Source organism: Variovorax sp. W1I1 (genome assembly GCF_030815625.1).
In the GTDB taxonomy this organism is placed as follows: Bacteria; Pseudomonadota; Gammaproteobacteria; order Burkholderiales; family Burkholderiaceae_C; genus Variovorax; species Variovorax paradoxus_C.
Genome location: NZ_JAUSWZ010000001.1, coordinates 5770042 through 5786535 on the forward strand (window position 1 = coordinate 5770042; position 16494 = coordinate 5786535).

Below are 16494 nucleotides of genomic sequence, written 5' to 3' on the forward strand. Positions count from 1 at the left end.
GGCACCCTCGCGCCGGTCCGCGGCGCGGATGAATGGAAAGACGCGGCCATCAGGGCGCGATGGGATTGCCCGGCGTGCCGAGGCTGCCCGCCGGAGCGGCGGCAGCGGCAGGGGCCGGTGTGCTGTAGGAAACGCGCACCGCGGGCGCTTGCTGCTGAAGTGCGGGGTTGGCAACCGGCCGGGTCACCCCGCCCTTGCTGACAGTGAGCGGCGCAGCCGGCGAAACCAGCGCCACGGGCGCGGCACCGGTGACACCGGATGTCCCGGAAATCGGCACCGTGGCCCCGACCGCCGCCGTGGTGACCGGTGCGGCGCCGCCCGCGGGCGCGTACCCCGGCTTGCCCGCATTCGGGTCGTGCAGCACCACGCTCTTGCCCACGCCGACGCCGGTGCCGATCGGCCCGATGCCGACACCGACACCCACGCCCGCGGTGCCGGCGACCACGCCGGTGTTGTTGACAGAGACGCCCGCACCGAGCGGGCCCCAGCCGGTGTTCAAGCCCACGGAGAAATTGCCGTCCTTGGTGGCACCGAGCCCGAGCGAGAGCCCGGGCACCAGCGGAATGCCGATGTGATAGTGCGAACAGCCGCTCACCAGGAGCATCGCCAGCAGCGCCGCCGGAACGACGGCTGCTGCACGAAAAGTGGTGCGCGGCCGGATCGTCACACCAGCAGCGCGTTGATGCGCCTCACGTAGGCGGCGGGATCAGCCGGGAGACCCCCTTCGGCGAGCAGCGCCTGGTCGAACAGGATGTTGGCGAGGTCCTCGAAGTGCTCGGAGCTCTCCAGCTTCTTCACCAGCGCGTGCTCGGCGTTGACTTCGAGCACCGGCTTCAGATCGGGCGCGGGCTGGCCGGCTTGCTTCAACATGCGCGCGAGCTGCGTGCTCATGCCGCCGTCCTGCACCACGAGGCAGGCGGGCGAGTCGACCAGGCGGGTGGTCACGCGCACGTCGTCGGCCTTGTCCTTGAGGGCTTCCTTCAGGCGCTCGAGCAGCGGCTTGAAGGATTCGGCGGCCTCTTCTGCCGCCTTCTTCTCGGCCTCGTCCTGCAGCTTGCCCAGGTCGACCGCGCCCTTGGCCACGCTCTGCAGCGGCGTGCCGTCGAACTCGGTGAGGTAGTTGAGCGCCCACTCGTCCACGCGGTCGGTCATGAGCAACACCTCGATGCCCTTCTTCTTGAAGACCTCGAGCTGCGGGCTGTTCTTGGCGCCGGCCAGGGTGTCGGCCGTGATGTAGTAGATGGCGTCCTGCCCGTCCTTCATGCGCGCCTTGTAGTCGGCCAGGCTCACGGTCACGGCGTCGCTGGTGCTGGAGGCGAAGCGCAGCAGCTTGGCGATGCGGTCGCGGTTGCCCATGTCTTCGCCCAGGCCCTCTTTGAGCACCGCGCCGAACTCAGCGTAGAACTTGGCGTACTTGCCCGACTCATCCGCCGCAGCGGCAGCAGTTTCGGCTGCGGTGGGCGCATTCTTATCGACCACGTCCGTCACCGCTTCGGTCGGCTCGGGAGCCGGCACCGATTCGCCCGAGCCCACGTCGATCTTGCCTTCGCCGCTCTCGGGCGAGGTCTTCTGCTTCTTCGCCAGGTCTTCCAGCATGGAGAGCACGCGCTTGGTGCTGCCTTCGCGGATGGCCTTCACGTCGCGGCTTTCCTGCAGCAGCTCGCGGCTCACGTTCAGCGGGAGGTCGGCCGAGTCGATCACGCCCTTCACAAAGCGCAGGTAGTTCGGCAGCAGCGCCTCGGCGTCGTCCATGATGAAGACGCGCTTGACGTAGAGCTTCACGCCCGCGCTCTTGTCGCGGTTCCACAGATCGAACGGCGCCTTGGCGGGGATGTAGAGGAGCTGCGTGTACTCGGTGCTGCCTTCCACGCGGTTGTGGCTCCAGGCGAGCGGCGCCTCGTAGTCATGGCTGATGCTCTTGTAGAACTCTTCGTACTGCTCGGGCGTGATGTCCTTCTTGGGACGGCTCCAGAGGGCGTTGGCCTTGTTGACCGTTTCCCACTCGCCGGTCTTCACCATGTCGCCGGGCTGGTCGTTCTCGCCTTCCTTCCACTCTTCCTTTTCCATGAGGATCGGGAGCGAGATGTGGTCGGAATACTTGCCGACGATCTGCTTCAACTTCCAGGCGTTGAGGTATTCGTCGGCGTCGTCGCGCAGGTGCAGCGTGATGCTGGTGCCGCGCTCGGCGCGGGTGATGTCGGCCACCTCGAAGTCGCCGGCGCCGCCGCTGACCCAGCGCACGCCCTCGTCGGCCGGAAGGCCGGCGCGGCGCGATTCGACGCTGATCTTGTCGGCCACGATGAAGCCCGAATAGAAGCCCACGCCGAACTGGCCGATGAGCTGCGCGTCGGCCTTCTGGTCGCCGCTCAGCTTGCTCATGAAGTCCTTGGTGCCGCTCTTGGCGATCGTGCCGAGGTTGTCGATGGCTTCCTGGCGCGACAGGCCGATGCCCTTGTCGGTGATGGTGAGGGTGCGGGCGGCCTTGTCGAAGGTGAGGCGCACGTCCAGCTCGGGCTGGTCTTCGTACAGCTCGGGGTGGTCGAGCGCCTCGAAACGCAGCTTGTCGCACGCGTCGGACGCGTTCGAGATCAGCTCGCGCAGGAAGATTTCCTTGTTGGAATAGAGCGCGTGCGTGACGAGGTGCAGCAGCTGCGCGACTTCGGCCTGGAAGGGGAGTTTGGTGTTGGAGGAGTCAGCCATGAGAGAGAGAAATGTCGAAATCGAAAAAATTCTAAGTCGGCGCGGCGACCGAAAGACGACGCAGCGCCAACTTCTTCAACTGAGGGCGCAGTGTTCGAAAAACAACGATTGAGCGGGTGAACGCGCGCAGCTTCCACGGTTGGCTCGGAACAATTTGGCACCGACCTCCAAAATGTGAACTTTTGCATCATATAAGTTACCGAAATTAACATTTGTGAATTACTCTCCGCTCCCTGTGATTGCAACCGGGGCCGCACTGCCCAAAGGAACGGAGATGTTTTTCGATGACGAGCGTGGCACCGTCGATTGCCGCCGGCCCGGCCGGAATGCCGTGGCGCCTCGTCGCCGCGCGGCTGGCTGCCGGCTGCGCGGCCATGCTGGCCTGCCTCGGCCTCGGCCTTGCCCGGGCCGAGACCAGCCCCACCAAGGCGGCAGCCGTGCCGTCCATCGTGGCTGATGCCCGCATCCAGTCGATGGACCGCGCCCAGGCCGAGCAGGTACGCCTGAAGGCGCTCATCGAGGCCGCTCCCAAGGCTTACCAGGACAACTTCATGAGCGCGCCGGAAGCCGGCGCCGCATCCGCCGACGACGCCACCGGGGAGGCCGAACAGCCGCAGGGCTTTCGCGCCTGGCTGGTCGAGAGCCGCGTCGGCTTCGGCGATTCGAAGGCTTCGGGCTACGGCCGGCAGCGCGCGACCGAGTTCGGCCAGCGCCTCGAATATCGACAGGAGACGCTCAATTACGGGGAGTTCGTGCTGCAGGCCGATGGGCGGCATCTGAGCGGAAACAGCCTGGCGAGCGGCAGCAGCGTGGGATCGCTCGGCTACGCGCGGGATGCGAGCAGCGGCCGCATCACGCTGCGCAACCTCGGCTTTCCGATCACCCCCAACACCTTCGCCGACAGCGCGGTAGGCGACATCTACAGCGAACTGACCGAGGGTCTGGGCCGCAACTACCGCCTGTCGCTCGGCAGCACCACGGTGCGCGGCGCATCGACGCGCATCTTCAACAACGGCACCGACCTGCGCGCCGGCTTCGGCGAACGAGGCGCCCTGACCGGCGGCCCCTATCCCGGCTTCGAGAAGAGCCAGGGCACGCTCGGCTGGCTCGGCCTCACCCAGCGCCTGGGCGACAAGTGGTTCGCCGCCGCACAGGTGGACCAGGCGCGCGACATCCCCGCGTATTACATCGACCCGCTCACCGCCCAGGGCTTCGGGTCGAAGAGCGTCACGAGCTGGGCCACGTCGCTGGGCTACGGCCGCGAGGTGGCGCAGAGCGGCGACTTCAAGGTCCGCGCCACGTTGCTGGGCAGCCGCATCAGTTCGCAGACGCCTGGCGTCGCCACCGGCGATTCGCAGGGGCTCTTCGTTGAGGCGAGCGCGCGCACCGGCCTCTATCGCCACGAATTTGGGGCCTACACCGCAAAGCCGAACCTGTACTTCGGCGACTACGCCGTGGCCACCGGCACGCGCGGCGCCTACTGGCGCGTGGACCGCAACACGAGCCGCATGAGCTGGGGCGGCGGCCTCGACTACGAGCGCGCGCAGCCCGATGCCAACTTCAATCTCTCGGGCTACAGCCGTACCGGTGCGAACGGCAATTTCCAGTACCTGTTCGACCGCAACACGTCGGCCGGCGGCAGCGTGAGCGTCTACCAGACGCGCTACGAAAAGGCCGAGCGCGGCTCGGCCAGCAGCAGCGCCGACTCGCGCAGCCTCTACGGCAACGCCTTCTATCAGACGCGTTTCTTCGACCTCCCGCGCAGCCGTCTGAGCCTCACGGTGCGGCGCAACGAGCTGATCGTGCTAGGCGACCAGGCCGCCACCGGCCAGGAGCTGCAGTGGGAGCAGGACTGGATCGGTGGCCGCTACGAGAACATGCGCCCCGAGCTCACCACCACCCTGGGCTACGCGCATGACAAGAGCGGCGGCGTGGCGCGCGACTACCCCACGGCGGGCGTGCAGTTCCGCTATTGGCTCGACAGCAGCTTCAACATCGCCGGCAACCTGCGCTACACCTCGCAAAGCGGCGGCCTCTATACGAGCCGCGGCCTCTCGGGCTCGCTCACCGCCGAAAAGGAACTCGCCAAGGGCTGGCGCCTCGGCTTCGCGGCCAGCTTCAACCAGGCGCGCGCCGCCGTGGTGCCGACGTCGATCTCCGGCCCGCAGCTCTACCGCAGCAACGACAAGACCGCCTATATCTACCTGCGTTGGGAGGGCAGCGCGGGCGCCGCCTTCCAGACCGCCGGCGTGCGCGGCAACGGGACAGGCGCGGGCGGCGGCAGCGTCGCCGGGCGCGTGTTCTTCGACGCCAACCGCGACGGCGCGCAGCAATCCGGCGAAGGCGGCGTCGCCAGCGTCGAGGTGCAGCTGGACGGCCGCTACCGCACCACGACCGACCGCGACGGCCGTTTCGAATTCCCGTTGGTGACGACCGGTCGCCATCAACTGACGCTCACCCTCGACAGCGTGCCGCTCCCCTGGGGTGCGGCCGGCGACAGCGGCGTGAGGGTCAATGTTCCCTTGCGTGGCCAGGCCACCGCCGAGATCCCCGTGGTCAAGGTGGGCGAATGAGCGACGTGTTTTTCCCGGTCTTTTTTCGTGTGTCTCCTTTCATCTTTCTCAACCAAGGCAATTTCATGATCCGCAGTTCCATCGCCCATCGCATGCTCGCCATTTCCGTGGCAGCCCTCTCCCTCTTCACCGGCGGCGCCGCCATGGCCGAAAGCCAGTACGGCTCGGGCACCGGCACCATCACGGCGCAGGCCAATGTCAAGCTGAGCGTGGTCGTGCCCAAGCTCATCCTGCTGCGCGTGGGCGCAACCAACACCACGCAAGACACGGTGAGCTGGACGTCGGCCCTGAGCATCCCCGGCGTGGCGCCGACCACCCCCCTGGCCACGGCCGCCAACACCAACGTGGACTGGAGCGGCGCGGCGCCGACCGTGACCACCACCACCGCCGCCGGCGCGCTCACCGTGTACGCCTGGACCAACGCCGGCGCCGGCACCATCAACTGCGCAGTGGCCGCATGGAACGCCACCGGCGGCCCGACGAACGCCAACTTCACGGTGGCGACGACCGGCACGCTGCCGCACCCCGGCGCCAACCTCGGCGCCTGCGCCTCGACGCCGTTCGCCTCCAACACGGTGGCCACGGGCACCTGGACGTACGCTCTGGGCGGCACGCCGGCCAGCTGGCTCGCGAACACGTACACCACCACCATCACCTACACCGCACAGGGCATCTGATGCATTTCCGGGCAGCGCACGTCGACGGATCCGGCCGCAAGGCACGGCGCCGGTGGCGTGGCCTGCTCGGGGCCGCGGTGCTGGCGGCGGGTGCCGCCATGCCCGCCGGCGCGGTCATCACGACGGTGTCGGACAACGGCGGCGTCTACGCCATTTCGCTGCGCGTCGGCTCCCTGACCGGCATCGATACCGTGGCGTTCAGCGTGACCGGCAACAACGTGGCCCTGACGCCCACGGCGGTGACAGGCTCGCAGACCATCGACGTCTCGGTCACGCCGATCCGGCCCGCGAACTCGTCGGGCACCGCACGGCCGGTGACGCTCAAGGTCGATTCGCTGGCGGGCCTGCCCTGCCAGTCGGGCGGCTGCGGCAGCACCATCATTCCCTTCAGCCAGATCAGCTGGGTCGCCAGCAACAACGGCGCCGCCGCCACGGGCGACATCCAGAACGGCCGCTTCAACGACACCAACAACCAGCAGATCGCGAGCTTCAATGCCAACGCGACCTTCTGCTCGTTCCCGCTCATCATCTTCTGCCTGGGCTACACCTACCAGTCGAACGCGATGAGCGCGACCCGACTGCAATTCAGTTACGACAACGACGTCGTCTACCCGGCCGGCAACTACAAGGGCACCGTGCGCTTCACGGCGTCCATGGAGTGACGCGCGCATGCACGCCCTTCTGAAAACCACCGCATGTGCCGGCCTCCTGCTGTGCCTGGCGCTTCCGGCCAGCGCGCTGGTCGCCCGGCTGGACGACTCCACCTCGCCGCGCGCCCAGGTCAACACCGACTTCCGCAACGCGCAGCCCATCGACGGCACCAGCTTCAACCTGCCGTTCGGGCGCATCGAATACCGGCTCGCCACCGCGCCTTACATCGGCCGGCGCGCGCGCATCTTCTATGTGATTCCCGCGGGCATCCCGGGCCTGCGCTCGCCTTCGGGCCTGCAGGTGCAGTGGCGCGGCAACGGCGCCTTCGCGAGCGGCACCGCCCGCCCGGGCGAACGCGTGCCGGTCTGGAGCGGCACCGTCGCCACGCCGTGGATGAACGAGACCTTCGACCTGACACTGCGCATCGATCCGCGCGAACTCCGCCTGCCATCGGGCGCATCCCTGAGCTTCGAATCGATCTTCGAAATCGAGACCCTGCCATGAACAAGTTTCTTCTTCACACCCGCACGCTGCCGCAATGGCTGCGCGCTTCCTCCTTCTTTTTGCTGCTGGCCTGCGCCGGGGCCGCGACGGCCGCGCCGTTCGAGATCGCCGTCTCACCCTCGCGCTTCGAGGTGTCGGGCAAGAGCGGCGTGCGCCTGGGCCAGTCGCTGGACATCCACAACCTCGCGTCGGCCCCTACCGAGGTGTCGGTGCGCACCATCGACTGGAGCTACTCGGCCGACGGCAACATCACCTACCACGACGACCTGCAGCCCGGCAGTTGCCGGCCCTGGGTTGCGCTCGAGCGGCGCAGCGTGACGGTGCCGGCGCGCGGCAAGAAATCGTTCCGTTTCCAGATCGATCCGCCGGCGGGTTCGCCGCGCGGCGAGTGCCGCTTCATGATCGCCATCGAGGGCACCGAGCCCGCGCAGCAGACCATCATCCAGGGCGGCGGCGCGAGCCTGAGCCTGCCGGTGACCGGGCGCATCGCGGTCGCGGTGTACCTCATGCTCGACGGCGCAGAGCCCAAGCTCGAGATGAAGCAGATCGCGAGCAGCGTGGCCGGCGGCAAGCGCCGCACCCTCGTGACCGTGACCAACACCGGCGACGCGCACGGCCGCCTCGAAGGCAGCCTGGACGCGACCGACAGCAAGGGCCGCGCCTTCGAGCTGGTGCCCGAGGGCACGCCGATCCTGCCGGGCCAGACCCGCACGCTCGCGCTGGTGCCCAAGTCCGAAAGCGGCCAGCCCGCGCCGGAGCCCGTCTATCCGGTGAAGACCAGCGGCGCGCTGGACTGGGACAAGGGCAGCTTCAAGGTGGACGCGGAGCTCAAGTGAGGCTTGTCGCGGACATGCGGCGTGCCCGACGCACTCGCACCACAGTTCGCGGCATGGCGGCGATCGCCTGCGCGGCGAGCATCGCCGCGACGATGCCCGCCGCGCGGGCCGACTCCAGCACCTCGGCCACCAGCACCAACGTTCCGCGCAGCACGCAGGCGAGCCTGGACTTCACGATCGGCATCCAGAAGTTCATCTTCTTTCGCATCGGCGACGGTGCCTTCCCCACACCCGGCGGCACGACCAGCACCGTGACCTTCACGCTCACGCCATCGATTCCCGGCGTTCCCACCACGCCCGCCGCCGGCAACAACATGGCGGTGAACTGGAGCGGCGCGGCACCCAGCTTCGCGGTCACGCCCAACGGCAACATGCTGCCCGTGGAGGTGCGCAGCAACGCCGGACAGGTCATCCTGCGCGCCACCGCGACCGCACCGCTCGCCAATGGCGCGAACACCATTCCCCTGTCGGAAATCACGATCGCCTCCAGCGACGCCAACCTGCCCGCGCCGGCGATCCCCAACAGTGGCACGGGCAGCGGTGTGAACGTTGTCGGCACCAGCTTCAACAACCTGGTGACGCAGCGCAACGCGAACTGGACCTTCTCGTACCTGAACTCGGCCAGCCGCGTTGCCGGCACCTACAACGGCACGGTGACGTTCACGGCCAGCACGCCCTGACCTGCCAGCACGCCCTGCGGCGGTGCCGGCAAGGTGTGGGCCGAGCGAGGCCGAGCCCCGCTGAGCCTTATCGCGGCTGCGATTCGACCTCCCGCGTCCACCGATCGATCAACCGCTTGCGCTCGGCCGCCTGCCCGTACTTCTGGAAGTCGTACTTGATGAGCTTCACATCGGCCATCGACGGAATGCGCGCATCGGGCTTGAAGGTCTTGTTGGCCGGCGACTGCAGGCTGCCCACCGTGCCGCCGATGGCCTGGCCCTTCGGGCTCATGAGCCAGTCGTAGTAGCGCTTGGCGTTCTCCTTGTTGCGCGCGCCTTTCACGAGCGCGATGCCGCCGATCTCGTAGCCCGTGCCTTCGCACGGCGCGGCGGTCTTCACAGGAAATTTGTCATACCGCCAGCGCTCGAAGCCGAAGATGAAGCTCACGCCGATGGCCACTTCGCCCTTGGCAACGTTGGGCGCCTGCGCCTGGCCGCTGCGGGTGTAGCTGGTCACGTTCCTGTGCAGCTTCTTCAGATAGTCGAAGGCCGCGTCCTCGCCCATCTGCTGCACGAGGCCCGCGATGATGGTGTAGGCGGTGCCGCTCGATGCAGGGTGCGAGATCTCGATCTCGCCCTTGTATTCGGGCTTGACCAGATCGGCCCAGCACTTGGGTTCATGCAGCTTCTTTTTCTTGAGCACATCGGTGTTGAAGCCGAAGCCGATCGCGCTCGTGTAGAAGCCACCCACCATGTTCTGCGACAGCGCGTACTGCCGCACTGCCCAGTCGTGCAGGTCGTTGATGTAGGCGGGCCGATAGGGCTCGAGCAGGCCCTGCTCGGCCGCCTGCAGGAACGGGTCGCCGGTGCCGCCCCACCAGATGTCGGTCTTGGGGTTCGCGGCTTCGGCGCGCAGCTGCGCGCCGATCTCGCCGGTGCCCTTGTGCGCCTGCTGCACCTTGATGCCGGTCTCGCGCGTGAAGGCTGCCGCGGCGGCTTCGCACCAGCCGGCGTCGGTGCTGCACAGCGCGTTGACGGTGCCCTGCGCGGCCGCGTTCTGCGACGGCAGGAAGAAAGCCGCGAAGCCGGCGAAGGCCATGGCGGCCGGGATGTTCCGGTTGGCTGGGATGCGCATGTGCTTCTCCTCGGATCGGTGGGGGTTCGAAGGCGCAGGATAGCGCCCGCCTTGCAGGTCACGGCGCGACCAGCAGCGGCGGCAGGTGCTCGGCCAGCCAGTCGATCACCACGCGCGTCTTGAACGGCAGGTAGCGGCTGCGCGAGCGGATCACGTTCAGCTCGAAGCCGAAGGGCTTGGGCTCCTCGAACACGCGCACCAGCGTGCCGGCAGCCAGCGCATCCGCCGCGAGCCACGCGGGAAGGCGCGCCAGGCCCATGCCGCCGATGGCTGCTTCGAGCAGCACCTCGGCGCTGTCGCAGCGCAGGCGCGAAGGAAGCGTCACGTCGACAAGCCGGCCGTCGGCACCGTGGAAGTGCCAGGTCGAGACCTGTCCGTCGCGCGCATAGAGCACGGCTTCGTGCGGTGTCTGCGACGCGGTGAGTGCCTCGATGCCGCGCGGATGCCCGCGCTCGGCCAAGTACGCGGGCGCGGCGCACAGCACCATCCACTGCACGCCGACCGGCCGTGCGACGAGTTCCGAGGTGTCGGCCAGCTCGCCGCTGCGGATCGCGAGATCGAGCCCCTCTTCGACCAGGTCCACACGCCGGTCGCTGAACGCGAGTTCGAGCGACAGCGCCGGATGCCGACGCGCGAGGGCCAGCAGCAGCGGGCCGACCTTGAGCCGGCCGAGCATGGCCGGCATGCTGATGCGCACGAGGCCCGCTGCCGTGCTGCGCGCCGTGTCGGTCACGGCTTCGGCCGCGTCGAGTTCGGCCAGCGCGCGGCGGCAGCGCTCGTAGTAGCCATGGCCTTCCTCGGTGAGGCTCTGGCTGCGCGTGGTGCGAAGGAACAGCCGCGTGTTCAGCCGCGCCTCGAGCCGCGCGATGCTCTTGGCAACCGCAGAACGGGTGACATGCAGCCGCTGCGCCGCGAGGGCGAAGCTGCCCGCTTCCACTGCCGCGACGAACTCTTCGATGCCCTGCAGGCGCTGGCTCATTGGATACTTTCAGGCGTCGTGTTGAAGAAAATTATCCGCCACCGGATAGTTTTCATCATCAATAGCATCAAGGCTTCGCTGTTTTTCGTGGAGCTTTTTCGATGCAAGAACCTCAGACGCTGCGCCGCTGGCAGCTTCCCCAATTCGGCCGCGCCCATCTCGAACAGGCCGAGGCGCCGCTGCTCGTACCAGACGCGGGCCAGATCCTCGTGCGGGTCGGCGCCGTGTCGCTCAACTACCGCGACCTCCTGATGATTCGCGACGGCATGGGCATGAAGCTCGACCTGCCCTTCACGCCCGGCTCCGACATGGCGGGCACGGTGGTGGCCGCGGGCTCTGGCGTGACGCGCTTCGCCGTAGGCGATCGCGTCGTCAGCACCTTCTGGGGCGGGTGGATCGACAGCCACTGGCACAGCGACGCCGTGCTCGCCGGCGGGCCTGGGCCGGGCATGCTCGCATCGCATGTGCTGATCGACGCGGCGTGGGCGGTGGCCGCGCCCGCCACGCTGAACCTGGCCGAAGCCAGCACGCTGCCTTGCGCAGGACTCACCGCATGGTTCGCGCTCGCCGAAACCGGCGCGTTGCGCGCGGGCGAAACCGTGCTGATCCACGGCACCGGCGGCGTCGCGCTGTTCGGCTTGCAAATCGCGCGGCTGCATGGCGCGCGAGCCATCGTGGTGACGGGGAGCGAGGACAAGCGCGAACAAACGCTCGCGCTCGGCGCCTCGCACGTGCTGATGCGCGACAGCGATTGGCCCGCGGAAGTGCGCAGGCTCACGAACGACCGCGGCGCGGACCACGTGCTCGAACTGTCGAGCGGCCCGAACCTCGATCGATCACTGCAGGCCGCAAAACAGGGCGGGCGCGTGTCGATCATCGGCATGCTCGGCGGCGAGACCTTGAGCGCATCGTTCTATGCAATGGTGCTTGGCTGCGCGACGGTGCAAGGCATCGGCGTCGGGCATCGTCGCGCGCTCGAAGATCTGGTGCGCGCCATCGACATCAACGCGCTCAAGCCCGTGATCGCTGCGCAGTACGAATTCGATGCGCTGCCCGCCGCGCTCGACCGCCTGGAACGCGGCGCATTCGGGAAGATCGTCATCACGCTTTGAAGTATTGAGGCCTTCCGTTCACATGCAACGCAGTTGCGGCAACGTACAAAACTTGCGCGATCCGTGAAGAGATTCCGTTCACCGCAACAAGGTGCTCGACGCCCCTGATTTCTCGACTCAGAATGCGCCCGCGCTCGGCCCTGGACCGGCGCGCTTTCTCAACTTCAGGATGGAGCGTTATGGAACACAGTACCTACAAAAAGTGGTCGGCCGAATTCATTGGTACTTTCTGGCTCACGCTCGGAGGCTGCGGAAGCGCGGTCCTGGCGGCGGCCTTTCCGGGTGTGGGCATCGGCCTGCTCGGGGTCTCGCTGGCCTTCGGTCTCACGGTGGTGACAGGGGCCTATGCGCTGGGGCCGATTTCGGGTGGCCACTTCAATCCGGCGGTGTCGATCGGCCTTGCAGCCGCGGGCCGCTTCAAGGCATCGCAACTCGCGGGCTACATCGTGTCGCAGGTGCTCGGCGCGATTGCGGCGGCCGGCATTCTCTATCTCATCGCCACGGGCAAACCGGGTGCCGACATCGGCGGCTTCGCGACCAACGGCTATGGCGAACACTCGCCCGGCAAGTACGGCCTGTATGCCGCAGCGCTGTGCGAAGTGGTGATGACGGCCGTGTTCCTGATCGTGATCCTCGGCTCGACGGCCAAGCGCGCAGCGGGCGGCTTCGCGGGCATGGCCATTGGCCTCTGCCTCACATTGATCCACCTGATCTCGATCCCGGTGACCAACACCTCGGTGAACCCGGCGCGCAGCACGGGCCCGGCCCTCTTCGGGCCGTCCTATGCGGTGTCGGAACTGTGGCTCTTCTGGGTCGCGCCCATCGTGGGCGCGATCATCGGCGCAGTGATCTACCGCACCGTTCTCAGCAACGGCAACGACGACTGAGCGTCGTCGACCGCAATCAGCTGCCGTTGGCCGACTTCACCAGCGGCAGCGAGGTCGACTGGCCGATCGATTCGGTGCCGGCCGGGTGCGAAGCGGCAAAGGCGCCGGCCTGCACTTCGGTGTCCGAGACCGTCGACAGCATCGCGGGCGCGCTGGTCGACTGGCCGACAGCCTCGGTGCCGCTCGGACGCGCAGCAGCCATCGCGCCCGCCTGAACTTCGGGGTTTTCGGCCGAGTTCATCTGCAGCGGATGAAAGTCGGAGCCATCGGTCGTTTCGGCCGATGCATGGACGGCGCCCAGCGCTGCGAGCGCAGCGAAGGAACCAATGGCGAGAAGCTTGAAGGAAGTGCGCATGGTGTGTGCTCCTGAGGGCAGGTTGTCTCCGGTCTCGTGCCATCGCGCGAACTGCGCGTGGCAGGACCTGAACGCACTCTAGGCAGCCCGAGTGAGATGAGCGTGAGCGAAGAGTTAGCTGCGGCTTAGCCGGGCAATGGCGGCAGATGCACGCGCGCCATGAGCCCCGGGCCGTCGTCGCGGTTGCGCAATTCGATGCGCATGCCGTTGCGCTCGGCGGCGGTTCGCGCAATCGCCAATCCGAGCCCACTGCCGCCGGCGGCAGCGCCCGGCACGCGAAAGAAGCGATCGAACACGCGCCCCATGGCGCTCTCCGGAATGCCCGGCCCGTTGTCCAGCACATCGACCACCGCATGGCCCTCGGCCTCGTGCAGCCGCACATCGACCACGCCACCTTCGGGCGCATAGCGCAGCGCGTTGTCGATCAGGTTGTCGAACACGCTGCGCAACTCGGGCGCTGGCGCGGACACCACCGGCGTGATGCTGCCTTCGAAGCCCACGTCCACGCGCCGCGCATCGGCCAGCACCATCAGTTGGCTCACGCTCTCGCGCAGCAGCACCTCGATGTCGATGGCCTCGCGCGCCATGGCGCGCTGCGGCGCGTCCTGCCGCGAGAGGCTCAGCAACTGCTCGATGAGGTGCTGCGCGCGCGTGACACCCGCCTCCAGCTGGTTGAAGCGCTCCGTGGCTTCGCCGGCGGGCACGTGCGCGCGCAGGTTCTCGATCTGCAGGCCGATGGCGGCCATGGGCGTGCGCAGCTCGTGCGCCGCGTCCTGCACGAAGCGACGCTGCGTGGCGAAGGCGCTGCGCACGCGCGACAACAGGTTGTTGAAGGCGGTCACCAGCGGCGCGATTTCGTCCGGCACGCGCGCGAGCGACAGCTCGGTGGGGCTGCGCTCGTCCTGCGAAGCCACGTCGCGCGCCACCGCGCGCAGCGAGCGCGAGGCCGCCGACACGATGAGCCAGAGGATCAGCAGCGTCAACGGCAGCAACACCGCGATCGGCAGGCCTTCGAGCAGCGCGCGCTTCAACACGCGGCGCTTCCGGTAGTCCTCGTTCTGCAACACCTGCACGCGCGGCTGGTCGGCGCGGGTGCCGGGCTCGACGGTGTAGGCGCGCCAGTTCGCGCGCGATCGCGTGCCCGCATCCACATCGCTGAAACCGGATCGGGGCTGCAGCGCCACCGGCAGCAACGGCCACGACGTTGCGCGCAACGTGCCGTCGGTGTTCCAGATCTGAACGACGATGGCGCCGTGCTCGAAGATGTCGTCGGCATCGAGCGGCCGCGGCGTCTTCTGCGAATCGCCGCCCCCATAGGACTCGGCCACCAGCCGCATCTGGTCGTCCAGCGCGTTGTGGACCAGGTGGCCGTAGGCGATGAAGGTGAACCAGCCCGTGAGCACCGCCGCTGCTAGATGCAGCGTGATGAGCCAGAGCAGCAACTGAGTGCGCACCGACCTCGGACGCCGCAAGGCCTTGCGCACGATCGGTTCGGCGGACGGGGCCGGGGCCGCCGTGGTGTTCATGCCGCCACGCGCCAACCCAGTCCGCGCACGTTGCGAATCGACTCGGCGCCGAGCTTGCGGCGCATGCCGTGGATCAGCACGTCGATCGCGTTGCTCGTTACCTCTTCGCCCCAGCCGTAGATGCGGTTTTCGAGTTGCTCGCGGGAAAGGATCGCACCCGGCCGCTCCAGCAGCGCATGCAGGAGCGCGAACTCGCGCGCTGTCAGCGCCTCGCGTGCGCCATTCACCAGCACCTCGCGCGTCGTCAGGTCCAGCTGAAGGACGCCGCTGCCCACCAGCGAATGCGCGGCGCCATCGCGGCGGCGCACGATGGCCCGCATGCGCGCGAGCAGCTCGCGGAACTCGAAGGGCTTGAGCAGGTAGTCGTCGGCCCCGAGGTCCAGGCTGTTGATGCGGTCGTCTAGGCCATCGCGGGCCGTGAGCACCAGCACCGGCGTTGCGTCGCCGCGTTCGCGAGCGCGCCGCAGCACGTCGGTGCCGTCCTGCTTGGGCAGGCCCAGGTCGAGCAGCACGCAGGTGTAGCCGCCGTCGCCCAACGCGCTCTGCGCGAGTTCGCCGTCGCGCACCCAGTCGGCGGACCAGCCCGCGCCCTCGAGCGCCTGTTTCAGGCTGCGCCCGATCATTTCATCGTCTTCCACCAAAAGCACGCGCATTGCAGCGACTCCTTGGGCCGCAAGGTAGCACGCGACCGGGATGATCGGTAGTGCCTTGCGCCGCGGCGCAGCGTAGGGGCGAAGTCTTAGGCGGCGCTTAGGCGCCGTGCGGGTGCAAGGGTCACAGCACGCGAACGTCGTGCTGCTCGCCTTCGCCTTCGCGCTCGCCGTCCGCGGCAAAGGCCAGCAGGCGCATCGCTTCTTCCTGCACGCCGAGCCGGTCGGCCTTCGACCAGCGCGTGAAAGGCTCCAGCACCGCAGTGGCCGTGTTCTTCGCCCGCTCGATCTTCCAGGTGCCCGCCACGAAGCCGTCGAGCAGCACCGTGCCGCGCACGATGCCGTTGACGGTGAACACGCGGGCACGGTGGGCCTCGCTCAGCACACGGCTGCGGTCGGCGTGCGAGAGCAGCAGGTTGTCCCATTCGGCCACGAGGCGCGGCGGCGCGGGCGTGTCGGGATCGGGGCGCGGCGCGCGCGGCAGATCGAACAGCTCCTGGCCCTCTTCACCGGTGAACACGCGCAGTTGCGGGCGCAGGCGCTCGGCCACCGCCTTCCAGCCCGTAAGGCCCGACCACGCGCCGGCATCGGCGAGCGTGGCGGGGCCGAAGGCGGCCAGGTAGCGCAGCAGCAGGTCGTCCTGTGTGGCGGGAGCGGCATCGGCGGCGGATTCGCCGAGCCACTGGACGATGGGCTGCAGCCGTGCGTTCTGGTGCGAGTTCCAGCTGCCCGCGGGCGGCAGATGCACCAGCGGCACGTTGTTGCGGATGAGCGCGGCGAGCGAGGCGGGGGCCCGGTCTTTCCAGCGCGCCGCGAGCCCTTGCCCGAGTTCGGTGCCGGTGAGCGGACCGCCATCGAGCAACGCTTTGCCGGCCTTCACCACGGCGGCACGGTCGATGCCTTCGAGCGCCCGCGAATGCTCGCCCGACAGGCCCCGCTGATGCACCGGCTCAAGCAGCGGCCGCCATGCCAGCGCATCCGATGCGGCCATCAGGTGCAGCGTCGCGCGCAACGTCGACATGCGCACGATGCGGCGCTTCTTCAACGCATCAGTCAGTTGCTCACGGCGAAAGCCTTCGAGCCGGCTCCAGAGGCCGATGTACGGCGGGTTCGGCGCCTGCGCCTGCAGCCCCGCCAGCTTCTCGATGGCCTGCACGACCGTCGCCTTGCGCCGCTCCAGCAGCATCTGCCGCGCCAGCGTGGCCCGGTTCAGTGCGCGCTGGCTCAGCACCACGGGCATGGTGTGCGAA

The 16494-nt window shown here is 68.2% G+C and carries 16 protein-coding genes; 8 read left to right on the forward strand and 8 right to left on the reverse strand.

The annotated features are described in order from the left end of the window. Positions 1-49: 49 nt before the first annotated feature. Together QFZ83_RS26840 and htpG are read right to left on the reverse strand one after the other, a co-directional pair. Entirely contained in the window at positions 50-667 is a 618-nt protein-coding gene (locus QFZ83_RS26840) for a hypothetical protein (protein WP_307511399.1), read from the reverse strand. Further along, positions 664-2700: a molecular chaperone HtpG gene (gene htpG, locus QFZ83_RS26845; RefSeq protein WP_306882023.1), complete on the reverse strand. Its 2037-nt coding sequence runs from the start codon at positions 2698-2700 to the stop codon at positions 664-666. The genes QFZ83_RS26840 and htpG overlap by 4 nt, the downstream gene beginning before the upstream one ends. A gap of 284 nt (positions 2701-2984) precedes the next feature. On the opposite strand from htpG, the gene QFZ83_RS26850 reads away from it, so the two are divergent. The 6 genes from QFZ83_RS26850 (at position 2985) to QFZ83_RS26875 (ending at position 8621) form a co-directional block, all read left to right on the forward strand. After that, complete coding sequence (locus QFZ83_RS26850; RefSeq protein WP_307511401.1) at positions 2985-5273, forward strand: SdrD B-like domain-containing protein; 2289 nt, start codon at positions 2985-2987, stop codon at positions 5271-5273. A 65-nt stretch (positions 5274-5338) separates the two neighbouring features. Then, positions 5339-5950, forward strand: coding sequence for a hypothetical protein (locus tag QFZ83_RS26855; protein ID WP_306882025.1), 612 nt, complete (start codon positions 5339-5341; stop codon positions 5948-5950). Beyond that, a complete protein-coding gene (locus QFZ83_RS26860) occupies positions 5950-6612 on the forward strand; it encodes a hypothetical protein (RefSeq protein WP_306882026.1) in 663 nt (220 codons plus the stop codon). Before QFZ83_RS26855 ends, QFZ83_RS26860 begins: the two co-directional genes overlap by 1 nt. 7 nt (positions 6613-6619) lie before the next feature. Then, positions 6620-7105 carry a hypothetical protein gene (locus tag QFZ83_RS26865; RefSeq protein ID WP_306882027.1) on the forward strand — a complete coding sequence of 162 codons (486 nt, stop codon included), beginning with the start codon at positions 6620-6622 and terminating at the stop codon, positions 7103-7105. Beyond that, positions 7102-7941: a hypothetical protein gene (locus QFZ83_RS26870; protein WP_307511402.1), complete on the forward strand. Its 840-nt coding sequence runs from the start codon at positions 7102-7104 to the stop codon at positions 7939-7941. Before QFZ83_RS26865 ends, QFZ83_RS26870 begins: the two co-directional genes overlap by 4 nt. 53 nt (positions 7942-7994) lie before the next feature. Continuing rightward, the gene (locus QFZ83_RS26875) at positions 7995-8621 is read left to right on the forward strand and encodes a hypothetical protein (protein ID WP_307511404.1); all 627 of its coding nucleotides are present in this window, start codon (positions 7995-7997) and stop codon (positions 8619-8621) included. 67 nt (positions 8622-8688) lie between these two features. On the opposite strand, the gene QFZ83_RS26880 is transcribed toward QFZ83_RS26875, so the two are convergent. Together QFZ83_RS26880 and QFZ83_RS26885 are read right to left on the reverse strand one after the other, a co-directional pair. Continuing rightward, entirely contained in the window at positions 8689-9735 is a 1047-nt protein-coding gene (locus QFZ83_RS26880) for an ABC transporter substrate-binding protein (RefSeq protein ID WP_373457513.1), read from the reverse strand. Between the two features lie 58 nt (positions 9736-9793). Further along, positions 9794-10714: a LysR substrate-binding domain-containing protein gene (locus tag QFZ83_RS26885; RefSeq protein ID WP_307511406.1), complete on the reverse strand. Its 921-nt coding sequence runs from the start codon at positions 10712-10714 to the stop codon at positions 9794-9796. 101 nt (positions 10715-10815) lie between these two features. On the opposite strand from QFZ83_RS26885, the gene QFZ83_RS26890 reads away from it, so the two are divergent. Both QFZ83_RS26890 and aqpZ read left to right on the forward strand, forming a co-directional pair. Further along, on the forward strand, positions 10816-11826 hold the full coding sequence (locus QFZ83_RS26890; RefSeq protein ID WP_307511407.1) for an NAD(P)-dependent alcohol dehydrogenase: 1011 nt from the start codon (positions 10816-10818) through the stop codon (positions 11824-11826). 179 nt (positions 11827-12005) lie between these two features. Further along, positions 12006-12713, forward strand: coding sequence for an aquaporin Z (gene aqpZ / locus QFZ83_RS26895; RefSeq protein ID WP_306882032.1), 708 nt, complete (start codon positions 12006-12008; stop codon positions 12711-12713). Between the two features lie 16 nt (positions 12714-12729). Here aqpZ and QFZ83_RS26900 read toward each other — a convergent pair whose 3' ends face one another. The 4 genes from QFZ83_RS26900 to QFZ83_RS26915 all read right to left on the reverse strand — a co-directional run bounded on the left by QFZ83_RS26900 (position 12730) and on the right by QFZ83_RS26915 (position 16484). Continuing rightward, entirely contained in the window at positions 12730-13068 is a 339-nt protein-coding gene (locus QFZ83_RS26900) for a hypothetical protein (RefSeq protein ID WP_306882033.1), read from the reverse strand. A 125-nt stretch (positions 13069-13193) separates the two neighbouring features. Beyond that, the gene (locus tag QFZ83_RS26905) at positions 13194-14594 is read right to left on the reverse strand and encodes a HAMP domain-containing sensor histidine kinase (protein ID WP_306882034.1); all 1401 of its coding nucleotides are present in this window, start codon (positions 14592-14594) and stop codon (positions 13194-13196) included. Next, positions 14591-15247, reverse strand: coding sequence for a response regulator transcription factor (locus QFZ83_RS26910; protein WP_013544025.1), 657 nt, complete (start codon positions 15245-15247; stop codon positions 14591-14593). Before QFZ83_RS26910 ends, QFZ83_RS26905 begins: the two co-directional genes overlap by 4 nt. Positions 15248-15368: 121 nt before the next feature. Continuing rightward, a complete protein-coding gene (locus QFZ83_RS26915) occupies positions 15369-16484 on the reverse strand; it encodes a winged helix DNA-binding domain-containing protein (RefSeq protein WP_306882035.1) in 1116 nt (371 codons plus the stop codon). Between the last annotated feature and the right edge of the window lie 10 nt (positions 16485-16494).

Coding starts and splice junctions, on each gene's coding strand:
- htpG (WP_306882023.1), bottom strand. CDS start 2,700: ATGGCTGACTCCTCCAACACCAAACTCCCCTTCCAGGCCGAAGTCGCG.
- QFZ83_RS26850 (WP_307511401.1), top strand. CDS start 2,985: ATGACGAGCGTGGCACCGTCGATTGCCGCCGGCCCGGCCGGAATGCCG.
- QFZ83_RS26855 (WP_306882025.1), top strand. CDS start 5,339: ATGATCCGCAGTTCCATCGCCCATCGCATGCTCGCCATTTCCGTGGCA.
- QFZ83_RS26860 (WP_306882026.1), top strand. CDS start 5,950: ATGCATTTCCGGGCAGCGCACGTCGACGGATCCGGCCGCAAGGCACGG.
- QFZ83_RS26865 (WP_306882027.1), top strand. CDS start 6,620: ATGCACGCCCTTCTGAAAACCACCGCATGTGCCGGCCTCCTGCTGTGC.
- QFZ83_RS26870 (WP_307511402.1), top strand. CDS start 7,102: ATGAACAAGTTTCTTCTTCACACCCGCACGCTGCCGCAATGGCTGCGC.
- QFZ83_RS26875 (WP_307511404.1), top strand. CDS start 7,995: ATGGCGGCGATCGCCTGCGCGGCGAGCATCGCCGCGACGATGCCCGCC.
- QFZ83_RS26880 (WP_373457513.1), bottom strand. CDS start 9,735: ATGCGCATCCCAGCCAACCGGAACATCCCGGCCGCCATGGCCTTCGCC.
- QFZ83_RS26885 (WP_307511406.1), bottom strand. CDS start 10,714: ATGAGCCAGCGCCTGCAGGGCATCGAAGAGTTCGTCGCGGCAGTGGAA.
- QFZ83_RS26890 (WP_307511407.1), top strand. CDS start 10,816: ATGCAAGAACCTCAGACGCTGCGCCGCTGGCAGCTTCCCCAATTCGGC.
- aqpZ (WP_306882032.1), top strand. CDS start 12,006: ATGGAACACAGTACCTACAAAAAGTGGTCGGCCGAATTCATTGGTACT.
- QFZ83_RS26900 (WP_306882033.1), bottom strand. CDS start 13,068: ATGCGCACTTCCTTCAAGCTTCTCGCCATTGGTTCCTTCGCTGCGCTC.
- QFZ83_RS26905 (WP_306882034.1), bottom strand. CDS start 14,594: ATGAACACCACGGCGGCCCCGGCCCCGTCCGCCGAACCGATCGTGCGC.
- QFZ83_RS26910 (WP_013544025.1), bottom strand. CDS start 15,247: ATGCGCGTGCTTTTGGTGGAAGACGATGAAATGATCGGGCGCAGCCTG.
- QFZ83_RS26915 (WP_306882035.1), bottom strand. CDS start 16,484: ATGCCCGTGGTGCTGAGCCAGCGCGCACTGAACCGGGCCACGCTGGCG.